Annotated in this window: 8 protein-coding genes; 6 read left to right on the top strand and 2 right to left on the bottom strand. The window is 71.8% G+C overall.

Annotated elements, in window-relative coordinates; all coding sequences use genetic code 11:
• Window positions 1-85 precede the first annotated feature (85 nt).
• The 4 genes from uvrB (at window position 86) to C8K30_RS18625 (ending at window position 6,884) form a co-directional block, all read left to right on the top strand.
• On the top strand, window positions 86-2,200 hold the full coding sequence (gene uvrB, locus C8K30_RS18640; RefSeq protein WP_108494423.1) for an excinuclease ABC subunit UvrB: 2,115 nt from the start codon (window positions 86-88) through the stop codon (window positions 2,198-2,200).
• A 133-nt stretch (window positions 2,201-2,333) separates the two neighbouring features.
• Window positions 2,334-3,305, top strand: a complete 972-nt coding sequence (locus C8K30_RS18635; RefSeq protein WP_108494422.1) for an NAD(P)-dependent alcohol dehydrogenase — start codon at window positions 2,334-2,336, stop codon at window positions 3,303-3,305.
• Window positions 3,306-3,576: 271 nt separating this feature from the next.
• Window positions 3,577-4,623 carry a TerC family protein gene (locus tag C8K30_RS18630; protein WP_108494421.1) on the top strand — a complete coding sequence of 349 codons (1,047 nt, stop codon included), beginning with the start codon at window positions 3,577-3,579 and terminating at the stop codon, window positions 4,621-4,623.
• Between the two features lie 245 nt (window positions 4,624-4,868).
• Entirely contained in the window at window positions 4,869-6,884 is a 2,016-nt protein-coding gene (locus C8K30_RS18625; RefSeq protein ID WP_108494420.1) for an NPCBM/NEW2 domain-containing protein, read from the top strand.
• Between the two features lie 75 nt (window positions 6,885-6,959).
• On the opposite strand, the gene C8K30_RS18620 is transcribed toward C8K30_RS18625, so the two are convergent.
• The gene (locus C8K30_RS18620) at window positions 6,960-7,241 is read right to left on the bottom strand and encodes a YciI family protein (RefSeq protein WP_108494419.1); all 282 of its coding nucleotides are present in this window, start codon (window positions 7,239-7,241) and stop codon (window positions 6,960-6,962) included.
• Window positions 7,242-7,331: 90 nt separating this feature from the next.
• Between C8K30_RS18620 and sthA the strand changes: the two genes are divergently transcribed.
• Window positions 7,332-8,750 carry a Si-specific NAD(P)(+) transhydrogenase gene (gene sthA / locus C8K30_RS18615; protein ID WP_108494418.1) on the top strand — a complete coding sequence of 473 codons (1,419 nt, stop codon included), beginning with the start codon at window positions 7,332-7,334 and terminating at the stop codon, window positions 8,748-8,750.
• A 171-nt stretch (window positions 8,751-8,921) separates the two neighbouring features.
• Here sthA and C8K30_RS18610 read toward each other — a convergent pair whose 3' ends face one another.
• Window positions 8,922-9,158 carry a hypothetical protein gene (locus C8K30_RS18610; RefSeq protein ID WP_108494417.1) on the bottom strand — a complete coding sequence of 79 codons (237 nt, stop codon included), beginning with the start codon at window positions 9,156-9,158 and terminating at the stop codon, window positions 8,922-8,924.
• A gap of 176 nt (window positions 9,159-9,334) precedes the next feature.
• Between C8K30_RS18610 and C8K30_RS31690 the strand changes: the two genes are divergently transcribed.
• Complete coding sequence (locus C8K30_RS31690; RefSeq protein WP_146197524.1) at window positions 9,335-12,160, top strand: tetratricopeptide repeat protein; 2,826 nt, start codon at window positions 9,335-9,337, stop codon at window positions 12,158-12,160.
• The last annotated feature ends 26 nt before the right edge of the window (window positions 12,161-12,186 follow it).

The raw sequence follows: 12,186 nt of genomic DNA, 5'->3' as shown, positions 1-12,186 counted from the left end.
GGCGGAGCCGGTCGTGACGGCGGGGACGGTGCACTGATCCGGGCCCGCGCTCGGGAGTGTCAGTGGTCCGCCGTACCGTAGTGGCATGCGACCCGTGACCGACCTGCAGCGCACGGTGGCCCCGTTCGAGGTCATCTCCGAGTACCAGCCCGCCGGCGACCAGCCGACGGCGATCGCCGAGCTCACCGAACGCGTCCAGGCGGGCGAGAAAGACGTGGTGCTGCTGGGCGCCACGGGTACGGGCAAGTCGGCGACGACTGCCTGGCTCGTCGAGAAGCTGCAGCGCCCGACCCTCGTCATGGCGCCCAACAAGACGCTCGCCGCGCAGCTCGCCACGGAGTTCCGGGAGCTGCTACCGAACAACGCCGTCGAGTACTTCGTGTCGTACTACGACTACTACCAGCCCGAGGCGTACATCGCGCAGACGGACACCTACATCGAGAAGGACTCGTCGATCAACGACGAGGTGGAGCGGCTGCGGCACTCGGCCACCTCGTCGCTGCTGACGCGGCGCGACGTCATAGTCGTCGCCTCGGTGTCCTGCATCTACGGCCTGGGCACGCCGCAGGAGTACGTGGACCGCATGGTCCGGCTCGACGTCGGCGACGTCGTGGACCGCGACCAGCTCCTGCGCCAGTTCGTGACCATGCAGTACACGCGCAACGACATGTCGTTCACGCGCGGCACGTTCCGGGTGCGCGGCGACACCGTGGAGATCATCCCGGTGTACGAGGAGCTCGCGATCCGGATCGAGATGTTCGGCGACGAGATCGAGTCGATCCAGACGCTGCACCCGCTCACGGGCGACGTGGTCCGCAGCGAGCAGTCGATCTATGTCTTCCCGGCCACGCACTACGTCGCGGGCCCGGAGCGCATGGAGCGCGCCATCGGCGGCATCGAGAAGGAGCTCGAGGAGCGGCTCGCCGAGCTGGAGAAGCAGGGCAAGCTGCTGGAGGCGCAGCGGCTGCGCATGCGCACCACCTACGACATCGAGATGATGCGCTCGATCGGCACCTGCGCCGGCATCGAGAACTACTCGATGCACATCGACGGCCGCGAGCCGGGCACCGCGCCCAACACGCTGCTCGACTACTTCCCCGAGGACTTCCTGCTCGTCATCGACGAGTCCCACCAGACGGTGCCCCAGATCGGCGCGATGTTCGAGGGCGACGCCTCCCGCAAGCGCGCCCTCGTGGACCACGGCTTCCGCCTGCCGAGCGCCATGGACAACCGCCCGCTGAAGTGGGAGGAGTTCACCGAGCGCATCGGGCAGACGGTCTACCTGTCCGCCACCCCCGGCGACTACGAGCGCTCGCTGTCCGACGGCGTCGTCGAGCAGGTCATCCGCCCCACCGGGCTGATCGACCCCGAGGTGGTCGTCAAGCCGACGACCGGGCAGATCGACGACCTGCTGGGCGAGATCCGCGACCGCGTGGAGCGCAACGAGCGCGTCTTGGTCACCACGCTGACCAAGAAGATGGCCGAGGACCTCACCGACTACTTCCTGGAGCGCAACGTGCGGGTGCGCTACCTGCACTCCGACGTGGACACGCTGCGCCGCGTCGAGCTGCTGCGCGAGCTGCGGCTCGGCGAGTACGACGTGCTCGTGGGCATCAACCTGCTGCGCGAGGGCCTGGACCTGCCCGAGGTGTCGCTGGTGGCGATCCTCGACGCGGACAAGGAGGGCTTCCTGCGGTCGGGGCGGTCCCTGATCCAGACCATCGGCCGCGCGGCCCGTAACGTGTCCGGCCAGGTGCACATGTACGCGGACAAGATCACGCCGGCGATGCAGATGGCCCTCGACGAGACGAACCGGCGCCGCGAGAAGCAGATCGCCTACAACACCGAGCGGGGCCTCGACCCCCAGCCGCTGCGCAAGAAGATCGCAGACGTCACGGACATGCTCGCCCGGGAGGACCTCGACACCCAGGAGCTGCTGGCCGGCGGCTACCGGAACAACCGCAAGGCGAAGGGCGAGGGCCGGGGCGCCCGGGTGCCGGGCACGCCGAAGGAGGCAGCGACGTCGGGCAACCGGCTGGCCGGCGCCGCGGCGAGCGAGCTCGCCGAGCTCATCCAGGAGCTGACCGACCAGATGCACGCGGCGGCCGCGGAGCTGCAGTTCGAGGTAGCGGCGCGGCTGCGCGACGAGATCTCGGGGCTCAAGAAGGAGCTGCGGCAGATGCAGGCCGCGACGGCGTAGCCGCGGGCCGAGCCCGCAGCGATTCCCGCGCTGAGCACCGAGTTCATCCTTGACCCGTTCGTGACGGCCGGAGGAGCCTGTTCCCGCAGGGGGCAGCGCACGTCCCGGAGCGTGGTAGGCCAGGAGGCCGTTGATGCGGGCACTGACACAGGACAGGTACGGCTGGGACGCCCTCGAGGTGCGTGAAGTCCCTGATCCCGTCCCTGGTGAGGGGCAGGTGCTGGTCCGCGTGCACGCGGCCGGCGTCAACCCGTACGACTGGCACTTCGCCGCCGGCCAGCCCCTGATCGCCCGCCCGATGACCGGCGGGTTCACCGGCCCGAAGCCGCCGGTCCGGGGCGCCGACCTGTCGGGCGTGGTGCTGGAGGTGGGCCCGGACGTGACGGCGTTCGCACCCGGCGACGAGGTGTTCGGGTTCGGCGCCGGCGGGACGTTCGCGGAGCTGGCGCTCGCCTCCGTCGACAGCATCGCGCGCCGGCCGCTCGAGCTCACCCACATCGAGGCGGCGGCCATGCCGATGGCGGCCGTCACGGCCCTGCAGTTCCTGCGCGCCGCCGAGCTCACGGCCGGGCAGCGGATAGCGATCACGGGCGCGGGCGGCGGGATCGGCCACTTCGCGGTGCAGATCGCCGCGGCGTGGGGAGCGCGGGTGACGGGCGTGTGCGGCCCGCGCAACGCCGCGATGGTGCGCGAGCTCGGCGCCGTCGACGTCGTCGACTACACGCGTGACGACGTCACGGCCGGCGAGCGGCGCTTCGACGTCGTCTTCACGAACGCCGGCCGGTACCCCCTGCGCGCGCTCGGGCGCGTGGTGGTGCCCGGCGGGGTGGTCCTCGCCAACGACGGCAGCAAGGAGGGCCTGCTGGGCCCCATGCCCGACATGCTGGCGGTGCCGCTGCTGTCGCGGTTCAGCCCGCACCGGGTGGTGAACGTGGTCGCGACCGAGAGCGGCGAAGACCTCGTCGCGCTGGGCGGCCTGGTGGCCGACGGCGTGCTGCTGCCCATCGTGAGCGCGACGTACCCCCTCGACCGTGCGGTGGAGGCGATCGAGCAGGTGGCCGGGCACGGGCACGCGCGCGGCAAGCTGGTGGTCACGCTCGTCTGACACCGGCGGTCCGGGCTGTTCGGCAAGTCACGTTCGGGAACAAACGTGGCGTCCCGTATGCTTCCCCCGTTGGAGGGGAGTACCTCGAAACGGCTTGGTCGTCATCACAGCTGCCGATGACGTCAGCTCGGCCTGGCCGGCTCGTCGTGCATCATCATCTGGTTTCGGCCAGGCTGGTGCTCGGGGCGAGCGAGGAAGACCTCCGGTGCCCTGCTGTACACACCGGAGGCTCGATGCTGTCGCGCGTTCCTCCCCGTTCCGGAAGGAAACAATGGTCCACGAACTTCCCGTGACCTTCGAGGTGATCTCGCTAGCGGCGATGCTCGTCCTGCTGATCGCCGACCTCCTCATCGTCGGACGTCGCCCGCACGTCCCGTCGATGAAGGAGAGCGCCATCTGGGTGGGCTTCTACGTGGGCCTGGCGGTGATCTTCGGTGCGATCGTCTGGGGCGTCGGCGGTGTCACCCCGGCCGCAGAGTTCTACGCCGGCTGGCTCATGGAGTACTCCCTGAGCGTCGACAACCTCTTCGTGTTCGTCATCATCATGGCCCGGTTCGCGGTGCCGCGTGAGCAGCAGCAGCGGGTGCTGATGGTCGGCATCATCATGGCGCTGATCTTCCGCGCCGCGTTCATCCTCGCGGGTGCGGCCCTGATCGAGCAGTTCACCTGGCTCTTCTACATCTTCGGCGCGTTCCTCATCTACACGGCGATCCAGCAGGCGATGCCCGAGTCGCCGGAGGAGCACGACGACTACAAGGAGAACGCGCTCATCCGGATGATGCGGCGGGTCCTGCCGCTGCACCACCAGTACAACGGCGCGAAGCTGACCACCACTATCGACGGCCGCCGGCTCTTCACGCCGATGATCATCGTGTTCCTGGCGATCGGCTCCACGGACGTCCTGTTCGCGGTCGACTCGATCCCCGCGATCTTCGGCATCACGAGGGACCCGTTCATCGTGTTCGCCACCAACCTGTTCGCGCTGATGGGCCTGCGCCAGCTCTACTTCCTGCTGGGCGGCCTGCTCGACCGGCTGGTGTACCTGCCCCTCGCGCTCTCGGCCATCCTCGGCTTCATCGGCATCAAGCTGATCCTCGAGGCGCTGCACACCAACTCGCTGCCGTGGATCAACGGCGGTGAGGGCTTCGAGTGGGCGCCCGAGATCCCGATCTGGCTGTCGCTCACGGTGATCGTCGTATCGCTCGTGGTCGGCACCGTGGCGAGCCTCATGAAATCGGCGTACGACGCGCGGATCGAGGCCAAGCAGGAGGCTGCTGAGGAGGCCGCTGAGGAGGCCTCGGAGGACGTGTCGAAGTAACGCCGACCAGGCACCAACAAGCAGTACAGCGGGCCGGCGGCCGCGTCCACGAGAGTGGGCGCGGCCGCCGGCCCGCTGTCCGACGCCGGAGGCGGCCGCCGTCGCCGTCACCGGGTGGGGCCGTCGGTGGTCGCGGGCCGCCGGCGAGCGTTGACACGGCGGCCACCTGCGGGTGAAATTGCCTGTGGCCCGGCAGGGCGACCGGTCGGACCGGCAGCGATCCACTCAGGCAAGGAGGCCTGCACGTGATCCGAACGCGCATCCTGACCCCCCTCATCTCAGCGCTCACATCTATCACCGGAGCAGCCGCACTGGTGCTCGCCGGGCTGCCCGCGACGGCCGCGCCGCCGCCGTCGCCGGACGAGCGGGCGGCCGCGGCCTTCGAGAAGCTGCCGCTGACCCCCACGCCGCCCCTGGGGTGGAACTCGTGGAACAAGTTCGGGTGCGACATCGACGAGGAGCTGATCCGCGAGACCGCCGACGCCATGGTGGCCTCCGGCATGGCGGACGCCGGCTACGAGTACGTCAACATCGACGACTGCTGGATGGCACCCGCGCGCGACGCCGACGGCAACCTCCAGGCAGACCCCGAGCGGTTCCCGAGCGGCATCAAGGCCCTCGCCGACTACGTGCACGCCAAGGGCCTCAAGCTCGGCATCTACTCGTCGGCGGGGACCGCAACGTGCCAGCACCTGCCGGCCAGCCTCGACCACGAGGAGGCGGACGCCGCGAAGTTCGCCGAGTGGGAGGTCGACCTGCTCAAGTACGACAACTGCAACAACGAGGGCCGCCCCGCGCTGGAGCGGTACACCGCGATGGCGGAGGCGCTGCTGGCCACCGGCCGGCCCATAGTGTTCTCGATCTGCGAGTGGGGCGAGAGCGACCCGTGGGCGAGCTTCGGCCCCGAGCTGGGACACCTCTGGCGCACCACCGGCGACATCTCCGACAACTGGGGGAGCGTCACCTCCATCCTCGACCAGCAGGTCGGCCTGGAGGCCTATTCCGGCCCCAACGCCTGGAACGACCCCGACATGCTCGAGGTCGGCAACGGCGGCATGACCACCGACGAGTACCGCTCGCACATGGCCCTGTGGTCGGTCATGAACGCCCCGCTCATCGCGGGCAACGACCTGCGCGACATGGACGCCGAGACCCTGGCCGTGCTCACGGACCCCGAGGTCCTCGCGGTCAACCAGGACTGGGCGGGTGTGCAGGGGCACCGGGTCGCGGACGACGGCGACGTCGAGGTCTGGGCCAAGCCCCTGGCCGACGGCGGCGTCGCTGCCGTGCTGCTCAACCGCTCCGACCAGGCGGGCACGGTCTCGACCACTGCCGAGGTGCTCGGGCTGGACGATGCGCCCGCGTACGCCGTCCGCGACCTGTGGGACGGCGGCGTGACCGAGACGCGCGGCGAGATCCGGGGTTCCGTCCCGGCGCACGGCTCGCTCTACGTCGAGGTGACGCCGGCACGGCCGGGCCACGCCGACCCGCTGGTCTCGGCGGAGGTCACCACGAAGACCGGGTCCGGCACCGGATACCTCGACCCGGGGGCGTCGTTCGAGGCGTCGGTGACCGCGACCAACCACGGCACCACGCCCGCGACCGAGCTGTCGTGGGACCTGGCGGTGCCGGACGGGTGGGTCGCGCAGGAGGTCGATGTGCCGGACGCCGACGCGCTGCCGGGGGGCCGCTCGCTCACCGCGACGTGGCGGGTCACCGCGACCGCCGACGCCGCCACCGGCCTGCACGACCTGACCGGCTCCCTCGGGTACACCACCGAGCTCGGCACGGTCACGGCGGTGGCCGGGCACGGGAACGTGCGGGTGGCGGTGCCGCCGTCGGGCACCGGGTGGCTCAGCGACCTCGACCCGGTGAGCGCACACGTCGGCTGGGGCGAGCTGGGCCTGGACGAGTCCGTGGACGGCAACCCGATCACGGTCGGCGGGGTGGTCTACGACAAGGGCCTGGCCGCGCACGCGGCCTCCGAGGTCGTGTACTACCTCGGCGGACAGTGCACGCGGTTCACCGCCGACGTCGGCGTCGACGACGAGGTGGGCGACCTCGGGTCGGTCACCTTCACCGTGCTGGGCGACGGCGAGGTGCTCGCCGAGTCCGGCGAGCTGACCGGGGCGGACGGCGCCGCGCCGCTCGACGTCGACACCACCGGCGTGACCGAGCTGGTGCTGCGGGCCGGAGACGCGGACGGGTCGATCAACTACGACCACTCGACGTGGGCGGCGCCGGAGCTCACCTGCGCGTGAGCCGGCCGGGCCGGACGACGGCGGGCGCGCGCACCTGGGTGCGCGCGCCCGCCGTCCCTCGCGCGCTGTCCCCGGCTACTCGGCCAGGCCGCCGATCACGACGTCCCACCCGCGCACAGTGCGCTCGGCGATGAGGCCGCGGGTCGCGAACGGGTCGGCGTCGAGCAGGGTCTCGACGGCCTGGACGGACTCCGCCTCCACGATGATCAGCGCCGCTCCACCGTTGTCCACCGGACCCGAGGCGCGGACGATGCCGTCCGCATTGAGGCCGCGCAGGAAGTCACGGTGGCTCGGGCGGGCCTCGTCACGGGTCGCGACGTCGTCGTTGTAGGTGTAGCTCACTGCGAAGATGCTCATGGGCGCCAGCCTGCCATCCGGCGGGCGCGGCCGGTTAATTCCTGATGAAGTCGCTCGTCACGGACGGGCCCCACCCCCCACACTCAGAGCATGGATGCACGCGAGAACCACTTCGACCTCGTCGTGATCGGCTCCGGGCCGGGCGGCCAGAAGGCCGCGATCGGCGCTGCCAAGCTCGGCAAGCGGGTGGCGGTCGTCGAGCGGCGCGACATGGTCGGCGGGGTCAGTCTCCACACGGGCACGATCCCGTCCAAGACGCTGCGCGAGGCGGTCCTGTACCTGACCGGCCTGCAGATGCGGGACGTGTACGGCTCCAGCTACCGGCTCAAGGAGCACATCACCGTCCAGGACCTGCTGGCCCGGCTGCAGCACGTCATCGGCCGCGAGCTCGAGGTGGTGCGCAACCAGCTCGCCCGCAACCACGTCGAGACCGTGGTGGGCAGCGCCCGGTTCGCCGGGCCGCACGACATCGAGGTGACGGACGCCGAGGGCGACGTCGTCCGGCGACTGAGCGCCGACAAGATAGTCATCGCGGTCGGCACCCGGCCCGCGCGCCCCGGGAACATCGCGTTCGACGGCGTCCGCGTGGTCGACTCCGACGGGATCCTCGACATGACCGAGGTGCCCCGGACGATGGTCGTGGTCGGCGCCGGCGTGATCGGCATCGAGTACGCGTCGGTCTTTGCCGCGCTCGGCACGCGGGTCACGGTCGTCGAGGTGCGCGACAAGATCCTCGACTTCTGCGACTCCGAGGTCGTCGAGGCGCTCAAGTTCCAGCTGCGCGACCTGTCCGTCACGTTCCGGCTGGGGGAGGCCGTCGAGTCCGTGACCGCCGGAGAGGGCGGGACCGTCACCGCGCTGGCCTCCGGCAAGCGGATCCCGGCCGACTGTGTCCTCTACTCCGCCGGCCGGCAGGGCTCGACCGACACCCTCGACCTCGCCGCGGCCGGGCTCGAGGCGGACAAGCGCGGGCGGCTCCCGGTCGACAAGCAGTTCCGCACCGACGTCGAGCACATCTACGCCGTCGGCGACGTCATCGGGTTCCCGGCGCTCGCGGCGACCTCGCAGGAGCAGGGGCGGCTCGCGGCGTACCACGCGTTCGGCGAGCCGGTCTCCTCGATCCTGGAGCTGCAGCCCATCGGGATCTACACGATCCCCGAGATCTCCTACTGCGGGGACACCGAGGACCAGCTCACCACGGCCGGCGTGCCGTACGAGGTGGGGGTCGCGCGCTACCGCGAGCTGGCGCGCGGGCAGATCGTCGGCGACTCCTACGGGATGCTCAAGCTGCTGGTCTCCACCGAGGACCGCAAGGTGCTGGGCGTGCACGTGTTCGGGACCGGCGCGACGGAGATCATCCACATCGGGCAGGCGATCATGACCACGGGCGGCACCGTGGACCACCTGGTCGACACCGTGTTCAACTACCCGACGCTCGCCGAGGCGTACAAGGTCGCGGCCCTGGACGCGACCAACAAGATGCGGGACGTGGAGCGGTTCGGGCTCTGAGGACGGCGCCGCGGACGGGCTTTGCGGCCGGGCTCTGCGGACGGGCTCTGCGGTCGGGCTTTGGCCAGGCTCCGCGGGCGGGCTCCGTGGACGGCGAAGGCGCCCGCCCACCGTGAGGTGGACGGGCGCCGTCGCGCGACTGACGGGTCTGGTGCGACCGCCGGGTCGGGCCTACTTGTCGCCGGCGACCGCGGGCACCTCGGCGTCCGCGAGGGTCACGAGCGCCTGCGCGTGGACCGCGTGCTGCCAGTTGCCCAGGTCCTCGATCGTCTTGATCTTGAGCTCGGCGAGCATCTCGTCGTGCTTCGGCGTGAGGCCGAGCAGAGCCGACGGCGGAGCCGCCAGGATCGCGGCGATGCTCTGATCCTTGTAGGCCTTGTCGACGAGCTTGTTCAGGTTCAGGCTCACGTGCCTGCCTTTCGTCCGTGCGGTCGTGGAACGGCCGGGCTTTCACCCGGCCGAGGGGAAGGATGTCGCGATCGAGGGCGGTATGCAACCTTTGCCCGCATTGCCGGACTGGCGGGCAATCTGTCGCGCCGTGCTTTGTTAACGGGGTGAATCACTCTGCTCGTACCTCTTGAGTGTTGGACGTTCGTCCGGTTGACTGGGTCATCGTGGTGGTCTCGGACGTCTCGACCAGGCTGGCTGCCGCGGTCCGAGCCGCCCGTACAGCGGTCAGCCGCGGCCCGCTCTCGGCTGCGGCCGACGCGCCGCCTCCGGACGACATCCGGCGGCCGACGGCGCTGCTCGACCCCGCCCGGGCCGTCGTCCCGTTCCAGGGCCGCCGGCAGGAGCTCGACGAGCTCCACGCATGGGCCGAGAGCGCCGCGCCGATCAGCCTGCGGCTCGTCATCGGCGCCGCCGGATTCGGCAAGACGCGGCTCGCCCAGGAGTTCGGGAACCAGCTGGCCGACTCCGGCTGGACCGTCGTCCCCGTGCCGCGCGGCCGCGAGGCCGCCACCCTCCGCGCCCGGCCGCAGGGCGACGTCCTGTTCGTCGTGGACAACGCCGCGACGCGGCTCGGCCTGGGCGCGATGCTCGACGCCGCTGCCCGCCCCGCGCGTGGCCGGACCCGGGTCCTGCTGCTCGCCCGCGTGGCCGGGGAGTGGCTGCGCCGCCTGCGCTGGGGCTCCACGCTGTGGCCGCAGCTCGAGTACGGCGACGCCACGCAGACCGCGCTGGAGCTGCCGCTGGCGCCCGACCTCTCCGATGCCGACGTGCTGTACGCCGCGATCGCCGCGTTCGCGGAGCGGCTCGGCGTCGACGGCTCCGTGCGGACCGTCCTCCCGGTGCCCACCCAGGAGGGCGCGACCCGCGTGGTCGACCTGCACGCCGCGGCGGCGCTCGCCGTGCTCGCCGCCGACGGAGTGCTCGTCCTCGAGGACGAGTCCGGCCCCGTGCGCGGGCTCCTGAACGTGGCGGCGGACTCCTGGGCCCGGTCGGCGCGGGAGGAAGGGCTGGAGCTGACCCTCGACGAGGTCCAGGACGTCGTCGCGGCCGCGTGCCTGCTCGGCGCGGACGACACCGCGAGCGCGCGCGACGTGCTGCGCCGGGTGGTCCCCGGGGTGCCCTGGCGGGCGGGCGTGCGCTGGCTGCTCGGCCTGCAGGACTCCGTGGTGGAGCTGGGGTCGAGCGCCGCCGGGCACGACCGCGTCGCCGACGTGCTCATCGCCGACCGGCTCGGCCGGTCGGTGGGCCTGGTCGGCTCGTGCACGTGGGGCCTGTCGCGGAAGGTGGCGCTGCGGGTGGTGCGCGTCGCCCGCCGCCTGGAGGTCGAGCTGGCGGAGATACCCGGGGTGGTCGCGCTCGCGAGCGAGCTCCTGCGCCGCGCCGCGGACTCCTGCGGGGACGACCCGCGCGCCATGCGGACGATGTTCCTGCTCAAGCCGCGCAGCTTGAAGGACGCCACCTCGGACGACGTCGACCGGGGCGAGCTGGCCGTCGCCGCGGCGCGCGACGCCGTGGGCCGGGCCGAGGCGCTCGTCGACCTCGGTGTCTCCCTGAAGGACTCCGGGCGCCTGGCGGAGGCGCTCGACACGCTGGAGACGGCGATCGTCGCCTGGCGCCGTATCGCGGCCGGGGATCCTGACCGGTACCGCACCGCGCTGGTCAGCGCGGTCCACGCGCTGGGCACGGCGAACTGGGATGCCGGGCTCGCCCAGGAGGCCCTGGCGCTGCAGCTCGAGGCCGTCGAGCTGTGCCGGGCGGGTCCGGCGCGTGACCGGTCCTGGATCGAGGCGGAGCTGGCCCGGGCACTGATCAACCTGGCGGTCACCCAGTACGAGATGGGCTACGTCAGGGAGTACGAGGCGGCCGTCACCGAGGTCATCCCGATCCTGCGGACGCTCGTGGCTCGCGACCCCCGCCAGTGGGGCGTCTCCCTGGCGCTGACGCTGTCCAACCGGTCGGTGGCCCTCACCGAGAGCCGCCCGGAGGAGGCCCCCGCGATGGCGCAGGAGGCGGTGGACCTCAGCCGCCGCCTCGTGCTGCAGGCGCCCGAGCGGCACCGGTACCAGCTCGCACACGCGCTGACGAACCTCGGCAACGCGTACGCCGCGCTCGGCCGCGACGTCGAGGCGATCGATCCGGTGGTCGAGGCGGTAGCGATCCGGCGCGACCTGGCCCGCGAGAACCCGGCCGCGAACACCTGGCAGCTCTCCTACGCCCTCGCCTCGCTCGGCGCGATGCGCTCCCGGCTCGGCGACCTGGACGAGGCGATCGCCATCGAGCGGGAGGCCGTGCTGCTGCGCCGTCGGCTCGTGCGGGAGAACCCGGCCCGGTTCCGCCGGATGCTGGCTGCCTCGCTGTCGAACCTCTCAGTCACCTACTCGCGGGCGGGCGAGCTCGACGAGGCGCTGCCCCTGGAGCAGGAGGCCGTGGCGATCCGCCGCGGCCTCGCGGAGGACGGCCACCCCGGCGAGCAGTACCTCGCCCGCTCGCTGTCGAACCTCGGGGTGCTCTACTCGGAGCTCGGGCGGGCCGAGGACGCCGTCGCGCCCACCGAGGAGGCCGTCGCCCTGCTGCGGGTGCTCGCCGCGGACGACCCCGGCCGCTTCGAGGCCGACCTTGCCGACGCGCTGCTCAACCTCGGCGCGGCGCTCATCGACGTGGGACGGTCCCAGGACGCCGTCGGGCCGACGGCGGAGGCCGTGCGTGTGCGCCGGGACCTCGCCGGCCGTGGCCCCGACGTGCACCTGCCGGGCCTGGCGGCCGCGCTGTCGAACCTGGTTTCGGTGCACCTCGACCTCGGGCTGCGCGACTCCGCCGCGGAGCACGCGCAGGAGGTGGTGGACGTCCGGCGCCGGCTCGTCGACGGCTCCTACGCCCACGAGCAGGACCTGCTGCGAGCGCTGGACCTGCAGGCGCGCGTGCGCCGATCGGGCGTCGTGGACGGCCGCGCGGTCCGCTGACGCCTGCTGGTGTGACGAGTCAGTCA

Origin of the sequence: Promicromonospora sp. AC04 (assembly GCF_003058225.1) — a bacterium.
In the GTDB taxonomy this organism is placed as follows: domain Bacteria; phylum Actinomycetota; class Actinomycetes; order Actinomycetales; family Cellulomonadaceae; genus Promicromonospora.
The sequence above is the reverse complement of the archived record's forward strand: the minus strand, read 5'-3'. Positions and strand labels throughout refer to the sequence as shown.